20 protein-coding genes are annotated in these 17,817 nt (G+C 69.3%); 7 read left to right on the top strand and 13 right to left on the bottom strand.

Annotation, left to right across the window (positions count from 1 at the left end; translation table 11 throughout):
• The first annotated feature begins 48 nt into the window (after positions 1 to 48).
• From FB560_RS12085 to FB560_RS12075, 3 genes are read left to right on the top strand one after another with little or no spacing between them, the layout of a single operon-like run.
• Positions 49 to 612, top strand: a complete 564-nt coding sequence (locus FB560_RS12085) for an alpha/beta fold hydrolase (protein ID WP_141872591.1) — start codon at positions 49 to 51, stop codon at positions 610 to 612.
• Positions 613 to 617: 5 nt separating this feature from the next.
• Positions 618 to 1,154 (top strand): isochorismatase family protein, encoded by a 537-nt coding sequence (locus FB560_RS12080; RefSeq protein ID WP_229673095.1) that lies wholly within the window; start codon positions 618 to 620, stop codon positions 1,152 to 1,154.
• Positions 1,155 to 1,196: 42 nt separating this feature from the next.
• Positions 1,197 to 2,861 carry an ABC-F family ATP-binding cassette domain-containing protein gene (locus FB560_RS12075; RefSeq protein WP_141872589.1) on the top strand — a complete coding sequence of 555 codons (1,665 nt, stop codon included), beginning with the start codon at positions 1,197 to 1,199 and terminating at the stop codon, positions 2,859 to 2,861.
• A 4-nt stretch (positions 2,862 to 2,865) separates the two neighbouring features.
• Here the strand turns inward: FB560_RS12075 and FB560_RS12070 are convergent, their stop codons facing one another.
• The 3 genes from FB560_RS12070 to FB560_RS12060 all read right to left on the bottom strand — a co-directional run bounded on the left by FB560_RS12070 (position 2,866) and on the right by FB560_RS12060 (position 4,293).
• The gene (locus FB560_RS12070; RefSeq protein ID WP_141872588.1) at positions 2,866 to 3,210 is read right to left on the bottom strand and encodes a LysR family transcriptional regulator; all 345 of its coding nucleotides are present in this window, start codon (positions 3,208 to 3,210) and stop codon (positions 2,866 to 2,868) included.
• A 160-nt stretch (positions 3,211 to 3,370) separates the two neighbouring features.
• A complete protein-coding gene (locus FB560_RS12065) occupies positions 3,371 to 3,670 on the bottom strand; it encodes an iron-sulfur cluster assembly accessory protein (protein WP_141872587.1) in 300 nt (99 codons plus the stop codon).
• A 140-nt stretch (positions 3,671 to 3,810) separates the two neighbouring features.
• On the bottom strand, positions 3,811 to 4,293 hold the full coding sequence (locus FB560_RS12060; protein ID WP_229673097.1) for a GNAT family N-acetyltransferase: 483 nt from the start codon (positions 4,291 to 4,293) through the stop codon (positions 3,811 to 3,813).
• Between the two features lie 90 nt (positions 4,294 to 4,383).
• On the opposite strand from FB560_RS12060, the gene FB560_RS12055 reads away from it, so the two are divergent.
• Positions 4,384 to 4,926, top strand: a complete 543-nt coding sequence (locus FB560_RS12055) for a Dps family protein (protein WP_141872586.1) — start codon at positions 4,384 to 4,386, stop codon at positions 4,924 to 4,926.
• A gap of 34 nt (positions 4,927 to 4,960) precedes the next feature.
• On the opposite strand, the gene FB560_RS12050 is transcribed toward FB560_RS12055, so the two are convergent.
• Positions 4,961 to 5,491 carry a DUF6328 family protein gene (locus tag FB560_RS12050; RefSeq protein WP_141872585.1) on the bottom strand — a complete coding sequence of 177 codons (531 nt, stop codon included), beginning with the start codon at positions 5,489 to 5,491 and terminating at the stop codon, positions 4,961 to 4,963.
• A 68-nt stretch (positions 5,492 to 5,559) separates the two neighbouring features.
• Here FB560_RS12050 and FB560_RS12045 point away from each other — a divergent pair, with 68 nt between their 5' ends.
• Positions 5,560 to 5,763, top strand: a complete 204-nt coding sequence (locus FB560_RS12045; protein WP_141872584.1) for a hypothetical protein — start codon at positions 5,560 to 5,562, stop codon at positions 5,761 to 5,763.
• A gap of 21 nt (positions 5,764 to 5,784) precedes the next feature.
• Here FB560_RS12045 and FB560_RS12040 read toward each other — a convergent pair whose 3' ends face one another.
• Positions 5,785 to 6,381, bottom strand: a complete 597-nt coding sequence (locus FB560_RS12040) for a 1-acyl-sn-glycerol-3-phosphate acyltransferase (RefSeq protein ID WP_141873231.1) — start codon at positions 6,379 to 6,381, stop codon at positions 5,785 to 5,787.
• Positions 6,382 to 6,457: 76 nt separating this feature from the next.
• On the opposite strand from FB560_RS12040, the gene FB560_RS20700 reads away from it, so the two are divergent.
• Positions 6,458 to 6,604, top strand: a complete 147-nt coding sequence (locus FB560_RS20700; protein WP_170198113.1) for a hypothetical protein — start codon at positions 6,458 to 6,460, stop codon at positions 6,602 to 6,604.
• Between the two features lie 38 nt (positions 6,605 to 6,642).
• Here the strand turns inward: FB560_RS20700 and FB560_RS12035 are convergent, their stop codons facing one another.
• Positions 6,643 to 8,115, bottom strand: coding sequence for an MDR family MFS transporter (locus FB560_RS12035; RefSeq protein WP_141872583.1), 1,473 nt, complete (start codon positions 8,113 to 8,115; stop codon positions 6,643 to 6,645).
• 167 nt (positions 8,116 to 8,282) lie between these two features.
• Here FB560_RS12035 and FB560_RS12030 point away from each other — a divergent pair, with 167 nt between their 5' ends.
• Positions 8,283 to 10,334 (top strand): ABC transporter ATP-binding protein, encoded by a 2,052-nt coding sequence (locus FB560_RS12030; RefSeq protein ID WP_141873230.1) that lies wholly within the window; start codon positions 8,283 to 8,285, stop codon positions 10,332 to 10,334.
• Between the two features lie 21 nt (positions 10,335 to 10,355).
• On the opposite strand, the gene FB560_RS12025 is transcribed toward FB560_RS12030, so the two are convergent.
• Genes FB560_RS12025 through FB560_RS11995 form a run of 7 tightly spaced genes read right to left on the bottom strand, consistent with a single transcriptional unit; the run spans position 10,356 to position 17,704 of the window.
• Positions 10,356 to 11,129, bottom strand: coding sequence for an SDR family NAD(P)-dependent oxidoreductase (locus FB560_RS12025; RefSeq protein WP_141872582.1), 774 nt, complete (start codon positions 11,127 to 11,129; stop codon positions 10,356 to 10,358).
• 43 nt (positions 11,130 to 11,172) lie between these two features.
• The gene (locus FB560_RS12020; RefSeq protein ID WP_229673099.1) at positions 11,173 to 12,120 is read right to left on the bottom strand and encodes a glycosyltransferase family 2 protein; all 948 of its coding nucleotides are present in this window, start codon (positions 12,118 to 12,120) and stop codon (positions 11,173 to 11,175) included.
• A 23-nt stretch (positions 12,121 to 12,143) separates the two neighbouring features.
• A complete protein-coding gene (locus tag FB560_RS12015) occupies positions 12,144 to 13,280 on the bottom strand; it encodes a cysteine desulfurase family protein (RefSeq protein ID WP_141872581.1) in 1,137 nt (378 codons plus the stop codon).
• On the bottom strand, positions 13,280 to 14,131 hold the full coding sequence (nadC, locus tag FB560_RS12010) for a carboxylating nicotinate-nucleotide diphosphorylase (protein WP_141872580.1): 852 nt from the start codon (positions 14,129 to 14,131) through the stop codon (positions 13,280 to 13,282). Before nadC ends, FB560_RS12015 begins: the two co-directional genes overlap by 1 nt.
• Entirely contained in the window at positions 14,131 to 15,633 is a 1,503-nt protein-coding gene (nadB, locus tag FB560_RS12005; protein ID WP_141872579.1) for an L-aspartate oxidase, read from the bottom strand. The genes nadC and nadB overlap by 1 nt, the downstream gene beginning before the upstream one ends.
• A complete protein-coding gene (gene nadA / locus FB560_RS12000; RefSeq protein ID WP_141872578.1) occupies positions 15,630 to 16,991 on the bottom strand; it encodes a quinolinate synthase NadA in 1,362 nt (453 codons plus the stop codon). Before nadA ends, nadB begins: the two co-directional genes overlap by 4 nt.
• Positions 16,988 to 17,704: an NUDIX hydrolase gene (locus FB560_RS11995; protein ID WP_141872577.1), complete on the bottom strand. Its 717-nt coding sequence runs from the start codon at positions 17,702 to 17,704 to the stop codon at positions 16,988 to 16,990. Before FB560_RS11995 ends, nadA begins: the two co-directional genes overlap by 4 nt.
• Between the last annotated feature and the right edge of the window lie 113 nt (positions 17,705 to 17,817).

Here is a 17,817-nt window from a genome sequence, read left to right as displayed (position 1 = left end):
GAACGCGCGTCCAGCCCTGACAAAGACACCGCGAGGAGACTGCTGAGAATGGTCGACACCCAGATCTTCGAACCCGATGGACGCGCCATCCCCTTCGTGGACGAAGGAGACGGACCCGTCAAGCTCGTGCTGATCCAGGAGCAGGGACTCGCGGCCGACGTTCTGAGCGTCTCCGCGCACTACCTCGCGGAGGAGGCGGGGTTCCATGTGCTCCGCGTCGGGCACCGCGCCGACGGCGAGGCGACGCTCGACGAGCGCGTCGCGGATGTGCTCGCCGTGATCGACCACGTCGGCATCGAAGACACCTGGGTCGGCGGCCACGGCTTCGGTGGAACGATCGCACGCGCGCTGGTCGCCGCACACGTCGACCGTGCGAACGGTCTGCTGCTGCTCGGCGTCGAAGACGTGGACATCGCGGTCGCCCCGGCCATCCCGGTGCTGATCGTCCAGGGCACGGAAGACGAAGACACTCCTGCCGCGAACGCCGAGCGCCTGCAGGCAACGGTGCCGGACCGCTCGAGCATCAAGACGATCGCCGGTGACCACCTCTTCCCGATGCATCACCCGATCGAGACCGGAGTGATCATCGAGGAGTACCTGGACTGGGACTGACCGCCGTGGCGGCATCCGGGCGCACCGTCGTCCTCGCGATCGACCTGCAGGCCGGCGTGACACCGGGATGCTTCGACGAGCAGGGCGTGCTGGCACGCGCGGCGGCACTCGTCGAGCGCGCCCGCGCATCCGACGTCCCCGTCGTCTGGGTGCATCACGACCCCGTCGGCGTGGGCACACCGGAGTGGGAGCTCGCAGCCCCACTGCAGCGCGCGGACGGCGAGCCTCTCGTCCGCAAGAGCTATCGCGATTCGTTCGCCGACACGACGCTGCGCGCGACGCTGGATGAGCTGGAAGCGACGCGCCTCGTCATCACCGGTGCGCAGTCGGACTTCTGCGTGCGCACGACGATGCAGCGCGCGGCCGCGGAGGGATACGACGTGACGCTCGTGAGCGATGCGCACACCACGGTGGACACCGAGTGGGACGGCGTGCGGATCTCCGGCGAGCAGATCGTGGCCCACACGAACATGTACTTCTCCGGACTCCGGTATCCCGGCCAGGAGCTCGCGATCGCGACCCACGACGAGGTGCGGCTCTGACGACGGCCATCGGGCGCCCGTGACGCCTGAGAAGATGGTCTGATGACCGCAACGCTCGTCGCGCAGAACCTGGCCGGTGGCTATGGCCATCGCATCCTCTTCGACTCTCTCGATCTGACGGTCGCACCGGGAGACGTCGTCGGCGTCGTGGGAGCGAACGGAGCGGGGAAGTCGACGCTGCTGCGACTGCTGGCAGGCGTGGACACTCCGGCTGCGGGTTCGGTCTCTCTGGCGCCGTCGGATGCCTTCGTCGGATGGCTGCCGCAGGAGCATGAACGCGTCGCGGGCGAGACGGTCGCCGCGTACATCGGTCGGCGCACCGGATGCGCGCAGGCGACCAGCGACATGGATGCGGCGGCGGCGGCGCTCGGCGACCCGTCGCTGGCAGCCGAGGGGACGGACCCAGCGGATGTCTATTCGACGGCCCTGGACCGCTGGCTGGCCAGCGGTGCCGCCGACCTCGACGAGCGGATTCCGGTCGTCCTCGCAGACCTGGGACTCGTGCTCGACAGCGGTGCCGCGGAGCACGCCCTGATGACGTCCCTCTCGGGGGGACAGGCGGCGCGTGTGGGACTGGCGGCGCTGCTGCTGTCGCGCTTCGACATCGTGCTCCTCGATGAACCGACGAACGATCTCGATCTGGACGGCCTCGAGCGCCTCGAAGCCTTCGTGCGCGGGCTCCGCGGCGGGGTGGTGCTCGTCAGCCATGACCGTGAGTTCCTGGCGCGCGCCGTGACGCGCGTGCTCGAGCTGGACCTCGCGCAGGGGTCGAACCGGGTGTACGGGGGAGGCTACGACGCCTACCTGGAGGAGCGCGCGACGCTGCGTCGCCATCTGCGCGAGAAGTACGACGAGTTCGCCGACAAGAAGGCCGATCTGGTGGCACGCGCCCGCACGCAGCGGGAGTGGTCGAGCCAGGGCGTGCGCAACGCGATGAAGAAGGCACCGGACAACGACAAGATCAAGCGCAAGGCGTCAGCGGAGTCCAGCGAGAAGCAGGCGCAGAAGGTGCGTCAGATGGAGAGCCGGATCGCCCGTCTGGACGAGGTTGAGGAGCCGCGCAAGGAGTGGCAGCTCGAGTTCACGATCGGCAGCGCGCCACGGTCCAGCTCGGTCGTGTCCACCCTGAGCTCTGCCGTGCTGCGGCAGGGGACCTTCACGCTCGGTCCGGTGTCTCTGCAGGTGAACGCGGGGGACCGCATCGGCATCACCGGGCCGAACGGCGCCGGCAAGTCCACGCTCCTCCGAGCCCTTCTGGGGCGTCAGACACCGGAGGAGGGCACCGCGAGCCTGGGTGCCAGCGTCGAGATCGGCGAGATCGATCAGGCGCGCTCCCTGCTGGTGGGCGCGACCCCGCTCGCCGATGCCTTCGAGGCGCTGGTGCCGGAGATGGCCTCGGGAGAGGTGCGCACCCTGCTGGCGAAGTTCGGTCTGCGCGCCGACCACGTGACGCGTCCCGTCGACGAACTGTCGCCGGGGGAGCGGACCAGAGCGGCGCTGGCGCTGCTGCAGGCCCGCGGCATCAACCTGCTGGTCCTCGACGAGCCGACCAACCACCTCGACCTGCCCGCCATCGAGCAGCTGGAACAGGCTCTCGAGTCCTATGAGGGCACACTGCTGCTCGTGACGCACGATCGCCGCATGCTCGACACCGTCAGGACCGATCGACGCTGGCAGGTCGAGCAGGGACAGGTCACGGAACGCTAGAGGGTCAGCGGCCCTGTCGCTTCTTGTACGGCTTGGGCTGCCCCTTGACGATCGGAGCGCGGCCCCGGCCCTTGGACGCCTTCGCCTTGCCGCCGGCAGGGGCGACGGTCTTGGGGGCAGGAGGTGGGGCAGCCGCCACCGTTGCGCGCGCCTCTTCGAGGAACAGCTCGCCCACATGCGTCAGGCGTGGCGTGCCTTCACGGTGGATGAGGGCGTGCCCGACCTCGTCCTCGAGCTTGTCGAGCGAGGTGTAGAGCGATGCGAGCGGGATGCCCAGCTCCTCGGCGGCACGAGGGAAGTGCAGGGTGTCCGCCAGGACGACATACCGGCGCAGGAGAGCGATCTTCACGGGAACCCTTCAGAGCCTCACGCGGTGCGAGGCGCTCTCCAGCGTACGCGGCCGCGTGTCAGAGGGGCGACGGCGGGAGCGCGACGAACCGCTCGCGCCGATCGTCGCAGACAGCACGGATGCCGCGACCCCAGGGGGCCGCGGCATCCGGAATTCTGCGTCAGGCGACTTTCGGGAGGACTGCGAACGACACCGAGCCCTCGTCATCCACGCCGGCGTCGAGGATCTTGTCCTCCAGCGCAGCGGATGCCGCCTCGTCGAGGAAGAGGCGGGTTCCGGAGACCTCGACGATCTGGTCCTCCGGCTCCGGCACGGTCGTCACGAGCACGGCGAGGCGTGCGCCACCTCCCTGCTCCTGCGCGGCGGTGGAATGGATGCGAAGTCCGGCATCCGGTGCTTCGCTCTGACGGGTGACGAGCGTGGTGACGATGGCGGTGGCGTTATCGGTGAGGGTGAGCACGAGACTCTCCTTCCGGTCGGGGCATGCCACGGTCGCGACATGTCCGGGCCACGATGCCGCAGAGTGCGTGCCTGTTCAACCGAATCCAGTCGATTCCTAAGGTTCTCCCACCGGGAGTGGATGCAGGCGGGCGACGCCGGTCACGTGCGGAGCAGCTTGCGCATGAAGACCTGCTCTGTCCCGTCGCCGTCGGGCACGCGCTCGCTCACGGCGTAGCCGCAGCTCTCGTAGAGACGGATGTTCGCCTCGCTGAGGCTGCCGGTGAAGAGTTCGGCCTCGGCTGCGCCACTACGCTGCTCCGCCGATTCGAGCAGCATTCGCCCGATACCTTCGCCCTGCTGGTCGGGCGCGACCGATATGCGGCCGATCAGCAGGGTTCCGCCATCCACGCGAAAGCGGATCGCCCCGACGAGCCGGCCGCCGGCGCGAGCACCCCAGGCGTCGTTCTCACGGAGCTCTGCGCGCAGCTGCTCCAGGGTCTGCGTGAGCGGAGGCATGTCGGCACTCCCATAGATCTGGGCTTCGGAGACGAACGCGGCGCGCTGCAGAGTGAGGAGCGCGCCGGCATCGGCGTCGTCGAGCTGGTCGATGGAGATGTCCGGTCCGGAGTCAGATGTGTTCACGTGCGCAACCTTCGAGCCCACGGGCAGAGCCTGTCAACCCCCTCGGCCCGGCGACGAACGCGGCCTAGGGTGCAGCCAGGAGGCAACACCATGGCTGAGACCACGAAGACCACGAAGACCGCTGCCGCGAAGCGCGGGGCGAAGACCACCCGACGTCAGAACGCCGAGAAAGGCTTCACGGCGTCCGCCACGTTGGCGGGCAACCTGCAGTCTGTGCTCGTCGACCTGCTGGAACTCGCGCTGCAGGGCAAGCAGGCGCATTGGAACGTGGTCGGGCGGAACTTCCGTGACACGCATCGCCAGCTCGACGAGATCATCGACGACGCGCGTGCCTTCAGCGACACGGTCGCGGAGCGGATGCGTGCCCTGCACGCGGTTCCGGATGGCCGCAGTGACACGATCGCCGAGACGACATCGCTTCCCGAGTTCCCCGCGGGCGAGGTGTCGACCTCTGACACCGTCGATCTCATCACCGAGCGCCTGGAGGCCGCCATCTCGACGATGCGCGAAGTCCACGATGCGGTCGACGAAGAGGATCCGACCTCGGCGGACATCCTGCACGCGGTGATCGAACGCCTCGAGCAGTTCGCGTGGATGGTGAGCGCCGAGAACCGCACGCCCGCAGGACGCTGACGACGGCGGCGATGATGTCCGGCAGCTTCGGAGGTCAGCTCTGCGGCGGCACGTCCCGCTGCAGCGACCGACGCACTGCGCGGGGCAACGCCAGCCAGAGCGCCGCGATGACGACGACAGCCGCCACCAGCGCGATGATCCCTGCGGTCCGGTTCACCGTGAAGTCGACGATGAGCGTGGTCACCCCGATCGTCAGTGCAGCGATGACCACGAGGTCGATCTTGACGATACGTGCCGCCACGCGGACCAGGTCGGGCTTGCGGCGGTGGCCGAACAACACGCGATGCAGCCCGACGGGTGCGAGTGCCAGGATCGTCGCGACGGCCGCGAGGGCGACCAGGACGACGTACAGGTCGCGCTGCAGCTCGTCCATGTCGGTGAACCGCGGTTGGAAGGCGACGGCGAGCAGGAACCCGGTGAGGATCTGCGTGCCCGTCTGCATGACGCGGAGCTCCTGCATCAACTCATCCCAGTTGCGATCGGCGCGCTCATTCGGCGTCTCGTCGCGCCCGTCGACACGGTCGTCGCGGTGGGGCGGTTCCGGCTCTCGGCCTTCGGCTGTCATGAGCCCAGTCTTGTGGGCGCGCTTCCGTGCTGTCCAGCCGCTTGCTTCATCCGAACAGAGGAGATGACATGACCCTTCCGCCCATCCACGAATGGTGGCCGCACCTGTCGATCGATGCGCGACACGAGGTGAAGGACAGTGGCTCCGCGCATCTGACCGAGAAAGTGCGCGAAGAGATCCGTGAGATCACCGGAGCGGTCGTCGGCATGCAGGAGACGCTGTCCGATGAAGATCTCGAGTACGCGCGCACGCAGAGCGAGGCCGTCGACTGAGGAGGTGGCTCCCGACTGCGCTCAGGCCTGGTCGGGAGCTGCCGGCTTCGCGATCTCCTCGCGAAGCCGGGGGACCGTGCGTCTCTCGGGTCGCACGCCCGCCTTGTCGGCGTAGAAGGCGCGGATCCTGTCCATGTCACCGGCGACATCACCGGTCAGCTCGAGGGTCGGGCCGAGCCCGGTGGTCATCGTTGTGCGGTCGACGAATCCCAGCGTCACCGGCATCCCGGTCTCGCGCGCGATGCGGTAGAAGCCGGACTTCCAGTACTCGTTGCCACCGCGCGTGCCGTCGGGGGTGATCACGAGGCCGAAGACGTCGCCGGCGTGGACCTGGCTCACGACCTCCGCCACGACCCGGCCCGGGTCGGCACGGTCGACCGCGACACCTCCGAGCCTGCGCATGATCGGACCTCGCCAGCCGCGGAACAGGCTCTTCTTGCCGAGCCAGTGCACGTCGACCCCGAGGCGCCAGGCGATCGCGAGCATCAGGACGAAGTCCCAGTTCGAGGTGTGCGGGGCTCCGATGAGGATGGTGGGTCTGGTCGGCACGGCATCATGGCCGACCAGGGTCCAGCGGCTGAGAGCCCAGTACAGGCGGGCGAGGGAGCGTCGGAGCATGCCTCCACCGTAGGCGATCGGCACGGACGCACCGCGGTTCAGAGCCATACCTGCAGGACAGGCGTACGATCGAGGGATGAAGAAGACGCAGCAGCCTGTGACGGAGCAGGAAGCACCCCTCGGGTTGCAGCCGCTCCCGGACGCTCTGAACCTTCTCGACGCCGATGCCGTCGGCTACTGCAGTGGTGGCGTCTGCCACTTCCCTGCGCCGAAGACGCAGTAAGCAGCAGCCGCCACCACCGGGTGGTCAGCGAACGGTGGTCAGTGACCGCCGTGGAAGTCGCCCGCGTCGTCTGCGGGCTTGCGGACGAACGGGCTCAGTGCGACGGCCGCCAGCGAGATGATCGCGGCGATCAGGAACGCCATGCGCGCACCGGGAGCTCCGGCCGTCGCCGTCGCGAGTCCTTCGTTCTCGCCCGCGTGCAGGATCGCCGAGTAGGTCACGGTCAGCAACGCGACACCCGCCGCACCGCCGACCTGCTGCAGCGTGTTCAGCACCGCGGAGCCGTGTGAGTAGAGCGAGCGCTGCAGAGAGCCGAGCGACGCGGAGAACAGCGGCGTGAACGACATCGCGAGTCCCACCGACATTGCCGCCTGCACGATGATGAGCACCCACCACACGGTGTGCTCGCCGACGGTCGAGTAGTAGAACAGCGCCGCGGACACCAGGATCGTGCCGGGGATCAGCAGAGGGCGTGTGCCGCGCGCGTCGTACACCCGACCCATCACCGGACCCAGCAGACCCATGAGCACGGAGCCGGGGAGCAGGATCAGTCCGGACTCGAGAGCGTTGAGACCGGCCACGTTCTGCAGGTACTGGGGGAGCAGCGTGAGGGTGCCGAACATCGAGAGCGCGAGGATGGTCATGATGATCACCGAGAACGTGAAGTTTCCCGAACGGAACACGCGCAGGTCGAGCAGAGCGTCGTCCACGCGCTGGAGCAGCAGCTGACGCCACACGAAGAGTGCGAGCGACACGGCGCCGACGACCAGGGCGATGATGCCCGTCGTCTCGCCCGATCCGCCCTCGCCGCCGAACTGGCTGAGCCCGAACACGATGCCGCCGAAGCCGAGGGCGGCGAGCGGGATCGACAGGACGTCGAGCGGGACCTTGCGGGTCTCGCCGAGGTTCGTCATCCACTTCGCACCCATGGCGAGTGCGATGAGGGCGATGGGCAGGATGATCGCGAACAGGGCGCGCCAGTTCAGGGTCTCGAGCACCGCGCCGGCGAGCGTCGGGCCGATGGCCGGGGCGAGCGAGATGACGAGACCGACGCGGCCCATCATGCGCCCGCGTGACTGCGGCGGAACCACGTTCATGATCGTCGTCATCAACAGGGGCATCATGATGCCGGTACCGGCGGCCTGGATGACGCGGCCGACCAGGAGCACCGTGAACCCGGGGGCGACCAGTGCCACGAGGGTTCCGAGCGAGAACGCCACCATCGCGGCGATGAATACCTGACGGGTGGTGAAGCGCTGGAGGATGAATCCGGTCGTCGGGATGACGACGGCCATGGTCAGCATGAAGGCGCTGGTCAACCACTGGCCCAGCTCGGGCGGAATGCCGAGATCGGCGTTGAGGTGCGGAATCGCGATCCCCATCGTGGTCTCGTTGAGGATGGCGACGAAAGCCGCGACCAGCAGGAGCCAGATCACACGCATGTCGGAGCGCGAGATGGTTCCTGCCGCGGGAGTGGGGGTCGTGATCGATCCGGTGTCGACAGCGGACATGCGGCCTCCTAGGCACAGAAGAGAGGGAGGAAGGTGCGCGAGAGTTCGCGAGAGTCTTTCAGCGTAACCATAGGGTCCGACATTTCATTCCGGATCGGAGCGATTCCGCCGTCAGCAGACGCGGGAACCCCTGGGTCCGGGGGCATGACTACGCTGTCGACATGAGCATGGGTGGCGGAATGGGTGGCGGCCGCGGCGGGTTCCGCGGCGTCGACGAGAGCGCACAGCGTAGGTTGAACGCCGAGGCACCGCGCATCAGCGGCCTCGGGGCCCGGGTCATGACGCTGTTCCAGGCCTATCGCACACGGATCCTGTTCACCGGCGTGCTGGTCGTCGTCGGGGCGGCGATCGCCGTCATCCCGCCACTCATCGTGCAGCGGATCTTCGACGACGCGCTGTTCCCCGTGGCCGGGGGCGGCCCGCACATCGACCTGCTGATCTGGCTGGTCGTCATCATGGTGGCGCTCTTCCTGTTCTCGGCGGCGCTCGGCGTCGCCCAGACGTGGTTGACCTCCACGGTGGGAAACAGCGTCACCGGGGACCTCCGGGTGCGGCTGTTCGAGCACCTCCAGGCGATGGAGCTCGGGTTCTTCACCCGCACCAAGACCGGCGTCATCCAATCGCGGCTGCAGAACGACGTCGGCGGAGTGTCCGGCGTGCTCACGAACACCGTGACCAGCATCCTCGGCAACGTGGTGACCGTCATCGCCTCGCTCGTGGCGATGATCCTGATCGACTGGCGCCTCACGCTCATCGCCGTCATCCTGATGCCGTTCCTCATCATCGTGCAGCGACGTGTCGGACAGGTGCGTGCGCGCATCGCCGGCGAGACGCAGGAGTCGCTCTCCGAGCTCACCTCGATCACGCAGGAGACGCTCAGCGTCTCCGGGATGCTGCTGTCGAAGTCGTTCAACCGTCAGCGCACGGAATCCGAGCGTTATCAGGCCGAGAACCGCAACCAGGTGAAGCTGCAGGTGCGCAGGGCGATGAGCGGGCAGGGGTTCTTCGCGGTCGTCCAGGTGCTGATGGCGAGCGTCCCCGCGGTGATCTACCTCGTCTCGGGCTATCTGATCGCCGGCGGGGCAGGAGCGATCACCGCGGGCACGGTCGTCGCGTTCACCACGGTGCAGGCGCGACTGCTGCAGCCGCTCATGGGGCTGATGCGCGTCTCGCTCGACCTGCAGACGTCATCGGCGCTGTTCGCCCGCATCTTCGAGTACCTCGACCTGGTCCCGGAGATCGAGGATGCGCCGGATGCCATCAGCGTGCGTGACGCGCCGGGCCCGCGCGGGCGTATCGAGTTCGACGATGTCGTGTTCCGGTATCCGGATGCGTCCGCCGACGCCCGTCCGACCCTGCAGGGCGTCTCCTTCGTCGCAGAGCCGGGGCAGCACGTCGCGTTCGTGGGTCCCTCCGGCGCCGGCAAGACCACCGTGCTCTACCTGGCCCCGCGGCTGTACGAGGCACACGGGGGAACGGTTCTGTTCGCGGGAGCCGATGTGCGCACGCTCACGCAGGAGTCGATCATCGACGACGTCGGCATCGTGTCGCAAGAGACCTACCTGTTCCACGCCACGATCCGCGAGAACCTGCTGTACGCGAAGCCGGGGGCGACCGAGGAGGAGCTGATCGCCGCCTGCACCGCTGCGAACATCCACCACATCATCGCCGGTTTCGAGAACGGCTACGACACGGTCGTGGGAGAACGCGGCTACCGCCTCTCCGGTGGCGAGAAGCAGCGCATCGCGATCGCACGGGTGCTGTTGAAGGATCCGCCCGTCCTCCTCCTCGACGAGGCGACCTCGGCGCTCGACACGGTCTCGGAGCGGGTGGTGCAGGTCGCGCTCGACGAGGCGGCGCGAGGACGCACGACCCTGTCGATCGCGCATCGCCTCTCGACCGTGATGGGCGCCGACGTGATCCATGTTCTCGAGGCCGGACAGATCGTGGAGTCGGGCACGCACGCCGAGCTCCTCGCGCACGGTGGGCTCTACGCCGAGCTGGCGGCCCAGCAGGTGGCGGCGTCGCAGGTCCTCGCCACCGAGACCGCCGTGGAGCAGGCGGTGACCGGCGGCGCGACTGCTGCACTCGCGGAGCGTCGGGCGGACCGGGCTCCTGTGGACTCGGCCGGCGCCGACGCGGTCGCCGCACTCACGGCTGCTGTCCCGTTGCTGAACATGCCCCGCACGGATGCCCGGGTCTACCCCGACGAGAGTTGATGCTCTCCGCGGCGGGCAGCGTCAGTGCACCGACAGGCCGCCGTCGACGAACAGTGAGTGACCGGTGATGTAGCCTGCGCCGGCTCCGGCGAGGAACACGGCCGCGCCGGCGAAGTCGCTCGGCAGACCGTTGCGACCGATCATGGTCCGCGCCGCCAACGCGGCGATCTTCTCCGGGTCCTCCTGCAGGCGCGCGTTCAGTGGAGTCAGGACGAACCCGGGCACGAGCGTGTTGCTCGTCACCCCCGTGCCGCCCCAGGCTTCGGCCTCCGAGCGCATGAGGGACTCGACGGCGCCCTTGGACGCACCGTAGATGCCGCTGGAGACGAAGGCGCGGTGCGCCTGCTGCGAGCTGATGTGGATGAGCCGGCCGAAGCCGCGCTCCGCCATGCCCTGCGCATAGCGCTGGCCGAGCAGGAACGGTGCCAGGGCGTTCACGGTCATCGTCGCGTCCCAGTCCTCCTCGGTGATCTCGGCGTAGGCAGGGCGGATGTTGATACCTGCCGAGTTGACCAGGATGTCGGGCTCCCCGAACGGTTCTGCCGCCGCCTCGGCGACCGCGCGGATGCCGACGCGTGTGCTCAGGTCACCGACGACACCCGCGGCGCGACAGCCGTGGCCACGCAGCTCCTGCACGGTCTCCGCGATGCGCTCCTCACCGCGGGCGACGACGACCGTCGCGGCGCCGGCGCGGGCGAGGGCCGTGGCGATGCCGCGACCGATCCCCGAGCTTCCTCCGGTGACGATCGCAGTGCGGCCCTCGAGCGAGAAGAGGTCGGCCAGGTACTCGTTCATCGATCTCCTCGGGGGCGTGAGCGGGCGGGGCGGGATGTGCCGGTCACCAGGCGAGGGCGGCGGCGAGGGTCGGATCGGGAGCCGCGTCGGCATATTCGGGGAGGGCGCGGATCTCGTCGAGGAAGGCATCGACCTCTGCTGCGTACGCGGGGTCGTCGTGCGACACGGCGATCTCGAGAAGCGGAGGGACATCCATCGCGATGATCAGGTCGAGCCGTGCGGTGACGGCGGCAGCGGCGCCGGCGTCGCGCAGCACCCGGATGCCGCCGCGCAACGCGGCCAGATAGTCGCGCAGCACGGGCAGCTGCGCCTTGCCCTGCGTGATCGACGTGCCATCGGCACGGATGCGCCACTCCACGACGACATCGGGGATGACGTCGAACGTGCGCGCCCGGGCGTACATCAGCTGAGCGACGATCTGGTCCTCGTACGCGACGCCTTCGGGAAAGCGCAGGCCCGCCCAGAAGTCCGTGCGGCTGACCTTCGACCAGGCGACGATGTTGGCGGAGGCGTTGGGGTGCTGCATGATCGTCGTGCGCTGGCGCTCCGGGTCGGTGGCAGCGGCCACCCAGGGCTGCACGCGTCCGGCGACATAGGCATCGTGGTGCGGACGGGAGCGCACATACGCTCCGGCGACGAAATCGCTCCCGGTCTCCGCCAGGGTTCCGGTGAGCCGGGCGAGTGCGGTCGGGGTGAGCTCGTCGTCACCGTCGAGGAAGCCCAGGTACGGGGTGTCGACCCGCTCGAGCGCGACGTTGCGGGCCGCACCGAGACCACGGGAGGCCTCGTGCCGGATCACCGTCAATCGCGGGTCGGCGGCTGCCGCCTCGGCGAAGATCGATCCGGTCGCATCCGTCGAGCCGTCGTCGACGAGGATCGCGCGCCAGCGGGGCTCGGTCTGCGCGTGCAACGACGCGATCGCGGCGGGGGCGAACGGCGCGATGTCGCGCCCGGGAACGATCATCGTCACGAGCGGATCGGGAGCAGTCACCAGCCGATTCTATGGCCGTATCGTCAGCCCGAGACCGCCTGCACGGAGTCGACGACCAGTGCGGCGAGCCGGTCGGGCGCATCGTCCGGCAGCGCGGTGCGGCCGAAGGTGAAGCGCACCGAGGTCTGGGCGATCTGCGGAGCGATGCCACAGGCGACCAGCACGTGCGAGGGTTCATCGCTGCCGGCGGCGCAGGCGGACCCGCTGGATGACACGATGCCCCGCCGTTCGAGCTCCAGGAGCACGGCCTCCCCGCTCGTTCCGGCGAAGGTGAAGCTCGCCGTCGCCGGGAGCCGATGCTGCGGGTCGCCCGTGAGGGCTGCGGAGGGGATCCGAGCCAGCACCGCGGTGATGAAGCGGTGCGTCACAGCGCCGACCTGGGCGCTGAGGGCCGTGCGCTCCGCTTCCGCGAGCTGCAACGCGGTGGCGAGTCCGACTGCTCCCGCCACATTCTCGGTGCCGGATCGCCGCCCGCGTTCCTGACCGCCGCCGTGCAGCAGCGGTTCCAGAGGCACTCTGCCCCGCACCGCCAGGGCGCCGATGCCTTTGGGGGCGCCGAGTTTGTGTCCGGCGATCGAGATCGCATCCGCTCCGAGGGTGCGCAGATCCAGCCACCCCGCGGATTGCACGGCATCGACGTGCAGCGGCACGCCGGCGGCCCGGGTCACCGCGCTGAGCGCGGCCACGTCCTGGACGGTGCCGATCTCGTTGTTGGCGTGACCGAGCGAGACGACAGCCGTGTCGTCGCGGAGGGCAGCGGCGAGGGCGTCCGGGGCGATACGACCGAGGGGGTCGACGGCGACCGCGGTGACCGACACGTCGTGGAACCGTCGCAGGTACTCCGCGGACTCCAGGATCGACTCGTGCTCGATCGGAGACACGACCAGGTGGCGGCGGTCGCGTGCGAGCGCCGCCAGTGCGATCCCCTTGACCGCGAGATTGTTCGCCTCGGTGCCCCCGGCTGTGAAGATCACATCACCTGCGCGCATGCCCAGCACCGCGGCGATCCGCGCTCGGGCGTCGTCGAGCGCGCTCGCCGCGGCTTCCCCCGCGGTGTGATGGCTGGAGGGATTGCCGAACACCTCGGTGAGGTAGGGGCGCATGGCCTCCAGCACCTCCGGGCGTACGGGTGACGTGGCGGCGTGGTCGAGGTACAGCACTAGGAGATCCGCACATCCAGCCCGAGGTCCAGAGCCCGTGCGGAGTGGGTCAGGGCCCCGACCGAGATCACGTCGACGCCGGTGCGGGCGATGTCGCCGACGGTGTCGAGATTCACACCGCCGGAGGCCTCCGCGATCGCGCGCCCTCCGATCAGGGCGACGCCGGAGCGCAGGTCCTCGAGCGAGAAGTTGTCGAGAAGCACGGTGTGCGCGCCTCCGTCGAGCACCGCCGGGATCTGGTCGAGCCGGTCGACCTCGACCACCACGTGCACCGTGTGCGGGAGGCGGGAGAGCGCATCGCGCAGAGCCGTGGCGAGGTCGATGCCGGAGCGCGCGATCACGGCGAGATGGTTGTCCTTGGCCATCACGGCGTCCGACAGGGAGTAGCGGTGGTTGCGACCACCGCCCGAGAGCACAGCATGGCGCTCGAAGGCACGCAGGCCCGGCGTCGTCTTGCGCGTGTCCACGATGCGTGCCGGCGAGCCGTCGACCGCCGCCACGTAGGCGGCCGTGAGGGTCGCGATGCCGCTCATCCGCTGCACGAAGTTCAGCGCGACACGCTCCGCGGTGAGGATGCCGCGAGCCGATCCCGAGACCGAGGCGAGCACGTCGCCGGGGACGAAGCGGTCTCCGTCGCCGAAGTGCTGGTCGACCGTGATCGATGCGTCGGTCAAGGCGAACGCGGCCGTGAACACCTCGCCGCCGGAGAACACGCCGGATTCTCGGGCCACCAGGTCGGCGGTGGCGGTGGCGTCTGCGGGGAGCAGCGTCGTGCTGGTGAGATCGCCCCAGGGCGCGTCCTCCTCCAGGGCGGCTCCGACGACGCGGGTCAGGGTGGCGGCGGTGAGCATCAGACTCCGATCAGAGCGGGTTCGCGGAAATGGGCACCGACGGACTCGGTGCGCTGCAGGGCCGCAGACACCGTCTCATGGGCGAGGAGCAGCAGGTTCGCGTCCTCGTGATCGGTCACGCTGCGCCGGGCGGCGATCTCGGAGCGCCAGGAGCGGATCGTCTCCTGCGCGTGCGCCAGTCCGTCGTCGGTACGGAGGAGACCCACCTGATTCCACATCAGCTGCTGCAGGGCGGCGCGGGAGAAGGTCCGCGCGACGGGGTGGTCGGGCGCGGCGTGCTCGTGTCCACTCGGCGTGTGCGTGTGCGTGTGCGTGTGCGTGTGCGCGGGGCCGTTGGCCGGAGCGGGCGCATCCAGGGCCGCCGCCGCTCGCGCACCGAACACGGCTCCCTCCAGGAGCGAGTTCGATGCGAGACGGTTCGCTCCGTGCACGCCGGTCCTGGCGACCTCGCCCACCGCGAACAGGCCGGGGATGCTGGTGCGCCCGTCGAGGTCGGTGACGACCCCGCCCATCAGATAGTGGGCCGCGGGGGTGACCGGGATCGGGCTGCGAGCCCAGTCGAACCCGCGCTCGCGGGTCACACGGTCGATGGTCGGGAAGCGCCGTGCCAGTGTGGTCGCCCCCAGCATCGTGGCATCCAGCCGCACCGGGGAACCCTGCGCCGCGGCCTGGCGTGCGATCGCGCGCGACACGACATCACGGGGGGCGAGTTCGCCGTCGGGGTGCACATCGAACATGAAACGCCGCCCGTCGGCGTCTATCAGGGTCGCCCCTTCGCCGCGCACGGCCTCCGAGACCAGGAACGCGGGGGCGGAGTCGAGGATGGTGGGGTGGAACTGCACGAACTCCAGATCGGCCACCGCGGCGCCGGCGCGGAGGGCTGCGGCGATCCCGTCGCCGGTCGTTCCCACCGGATTCGTCGTGTGGGCGTAGAGGTGTCCGGCTCCGCCTGTCGCGAGGATCACGGCATCCGCCTCGAGTTCGCCGGGGGCTCCGTCGACCAGGATCCGGATGCCGCGGGCCACGCCGTCCACGATCACGAGGTCGACCAGGAACGCTCGCTCGACGACCGGGATACCTGCCCCGCGCACAGCGGCGGAGAGTGCATGCGAGATCGCGGCCCCGGTGGCATCGCCTCCGGCGTGCACGATGCGTGCGTGGCTGTGCGCCGCTTCCCGGCCGAGCAGCAGTTCCCCGTCGGGGGAGCGGTCGAACGCCACACCGCGGGCGATCAGCTCGGCGATCCGTGTCGCCCCTTCCGCGACCAGCGTCGACACCGCCACCGGGTCGGACAGACCGGCGCCGGCGTCCACGGTGTCTCGCGCATGCCGTTCCGCGGAGTCGCCCGCGCCGTACACCCCGGCCACGCCGCCCTGCGCGAAACCGGTGCTGCCGTCTCCGAGCGCGCCCTTCGTCACGAGCGTGACGACGTGGCCGGCCTCGTGCGCGTGCAGGGCCGCGGTGAGTCCCGCGATGCCCGAGCCGACGACGATCACGTTCATCGCGCGCTCGCCGCCACCGGGGTCTGCGGAGCGTCGACGACCGGGGGCTTCGCGGCCAGCATGCGCTCCAGAGCCACCCGAGCCGGATCGGCCACGTCCGCCGACACCGTGATGCGATTGGGGGTGCGACCGGCGACCAGCTCCTCCAGCGTCCAGGCGAGGTAGCCGGGGTGGATGCGGTACATCGTGGAGCACGGGCACACGACCGGGTCGAGGCAGAAGATCTCGTGCTGCGGATACTGCGCGGCGAGCCGGCGGACGAGGTTGATCTCGGTACCGATCGCGAAGGTCGTCGGCTCCGTGGCGTTGTCGATCGCGCGGCGGATGTAGTCGGTGGAACCGGCCTCGTCGGCGGCATCCACGACCTCCATCGGGCACTCCGGGTGCACGATCACCCGCACTCCGGGATGTTCGGCCCGCGCCTGATCGATCTGGCCGACCGTGAAGCGGCGGTGCACCGAGCAGAAACCGTGCCAGAGGATCACGCGGGACTCCACGAGCTCCTCGGCGCTGGAACCGCCCAGCGCACGTCGCGGGTTCCACATCGGCATCTGCTCGAGGGGCACGCCCATGGCTTTGGCGGTGTTGCGGCCGAGGTGCTGGTCGGGGAAGAACAGGACCCGGCGGCCGCGTGCGAACGCCCACTCCAGCACCGTCTGCGCATTCGATGAGGTGCAGACGATGCCGCCGTGCCGACCGACGAAGCCCTTGATCGCCGCGGAGGAGTTCATGTACGTGACGGGGATGACCGGCACGCGCCCCTCCTCGTCGACTGCGTCGAGGTCGCCCAGGACCTCGGAGAGCTGCTCCCAGCACTCCTCGACCTGATCGATGTCGGCCATGTCGGCCATGGAGCAGCCGGCGGCGAGGTTCGGGAGGATCACGGCCTGCTCGGGCCCGGACAGCAGATCGGCGGTCTCGGCCATGAAGTGCACGCCGCAGAAGACGATCGCCTCGGCATCCGGTCGCCCCTTGGCGGCGGTGGCGAGCTGGAACGAGTCGCCGACGTAGTCCGCATGCCGCACGACCTCTTCGCGTTGGTAGAAGTGGCCGAGGATGACGACACGATCGCCGAGAGCGGCCTTGGCCGCGCGGATGCGCTCGTGGAGCTCCTCTTCGTCGGCCTCGCGGTACGCGGAGGGGAGCTCGCCCTGACGCGGCGCCCCGGTCGGGATGACGTCTCCCATCGACGAGCCGGGCCCGTAGCCGGGACGGATGTCGAAGTCCCAGGGGCCGGCCGCGAGGTCGGTGCTGCAGGTCGCGTCGGTCGACGCGCCCGTCACGATCGCCTGGATCGCGTGATCGACGGAGGCGTCGATGGCAGGAACCGCGGGAGTCGGGACGAAGGTGATGCTCATCGGGTGCTCGTTTCTTCGGAACCGAGCGGGCCGCGATCGGCCAGCTCGACATCGGTGTTGTAGCGGTACAGACGTGCAGGTCGGTGGCTTCCCGTGCGGAAGCGGTCGGTGGGGAGGAGATTGCCGGTGGACTCGACCTGACGGCGGAAGTTCGCCGGGTCGAGGTGCTTGCCGAGGATGGCCTCGTACGCCTCGCGCAGGTCGGCGAGCGTGAACTCTGCGGGAAGGAACCCGTGCGCGACGCGGCTGTAGCCGACCTTGTTGCGCAGGCGCCAGAGCGCGTACTCGATGATCTTCGCGTGGTCGAAGGCGAGAGGGGGCAGCGCGTCGATGTCGAACCACTGCACGTTCTCGGGAGCGCGGCCGGAGGCGAGATGGGCCGCACTCTGGGCGACCACATCGTCCTGACGCAGGAGCGCCCAGTACACCAGGGACACGACGCGGGTGGGGGAGCGGTCGACGGCTCCGAACGCGTAGAGCTGCTCCAGATAGCTGGGCGCGAGGCCGGTGGTCTCCCCGAGTGTCCGCGCCGCGGCGTCGACGGGCGACTCCGTGTGGGTGAGCCACCCGCCCGGCAGTGCCCACCGGTCGGCGAAGGGCTCTCGGGTCCGTCGCACCAGCGGCAGCGCGAGCACCGGTTCCTCCTCGGCTGACGCACGCAGCGTGAGGATGACCGTCGAGACGGCGACGCGGATGTCACTGGTTTGGGTCATTGGTACCTTAACCTCCGAGAACGATCTTAGTGTCACGGTGACAATTAGTGCACCTTCATGACGACGTTCTCCGTCGAGTCCGAAACGTTATCTCCCGGGACCGGCGGGGCTTG

It is taken from the genome of Microbacterium saperdae (assembly GCF_006716345.1).
In the GTDB taxonomy this organism is placed as follows: domain Bacteria; phylum Actinomycetota; class Actinomycetes; order Actinomycetales; family Microbacteriaceae; genus Microbacterium; species Microbacterium saperdae.
Note: the sequence above shows the minus strand (reverse complement) of the source record. Positions and strands in the feature narration are given on the sequence as shown.

Bases quoted from the DNA above. Each gene is read 5' to 3' on its own strand.
- FB560_RS12085 (WP_141872591.1), top strand. From the start codon at position 49: ATGGTCGACACCCAGATCTTCGAACCCGATGGACGCGCCATCCCCTTC.
- nadA (WP_141872578.1), bottom strand. From the start codon at position 16,991: ATGAGCATCACCTTCGTCCCGACTCCCGCGGTTCCTGCCATCGACGCC.
- FB560_RS12045 (WP_141872584.1), top strand. From the start codon at position 5,560: ATGACCCTTCCGCCCATCCACGAATGGTGGCCGCACCTGTCGATCGAT.
- nadC (WP_141872580.1), bottom strand. From the start codon at position 14,131: ATGCTCACCGCCGCCACCCTGACCCGCGTCGTCGGAGCCGCCCTGGAG.
- FB560_RS12025 (WP_141872582.1), bottom strand. From the start codon at position 11,129: ATGAACGAGTACCTGGCCGACCTCTTCTCGCTCGAGGGCCGCACTGCG.
- nadB (WP_141872579.1), bottom strand. From the start codon at position 15,633: ATGAACGTGATCGTCGTCGGCTCGGGCATCGCGGGACTCACCGCGGCC.
- FB560_RS12035 (WP_141872583.1), bottom strand. From the start codon at position 8,115: ATGTCCGCTGTCGACACCGGATCGATCACGACCCCCACTCCCGCGGCA.
- FB560_RS12050 (WP_141872585.1), bottom strand. From the start codon at position 5,491: ATGACAGCCGAAGGCCGAGAGCCGGAACCGCCCCACCGCGACGACCGT.
- FB560_RS12075 (WP_141872589.1), top strand. From the start codon at position 1,197: ATGACCGCAACGCTCGTCGCGCAGAACCTGGCCGGTGGCTATGGCCAT.
- FB560_RS12055 (WP_141872586.1), top strand. From the start codon at position 4,384: ATGGCTGAGACCACGAAGACCACGAAGACCGCTGCCGCGAAGCGCGGG.
- FB560_RS11995 (WP_141872577.1), bottom strand. From the start codon at position 17,704: ATGACCCAAACCAGTGACATCCGCGTCGCCGTCTCGACGGTCATCCTC.
- FB560_RS20700 (WP_170198113.1), top strand. From the start codon at position 6,458: ATGAAGAAGACGCAGCAGCCTGTGACGGAGCAGGAAGCACCCCTCGGG.
- FB560_RS12030 (WP_141873230.1), top strand. From the start codon at position 8,283: ATGGGTGGCGGAATGGGTGGCGGCCGCGGCGGGTTCCGCGGCGTCGAC.
- FB560_RS12040 (WP_141873231.1), bottom strand. From the start codon at position 6,381: ATGCTCCGACGCTCCCTCGCCCGCCTGTACTGGGCTCTCAGCCGCTGG.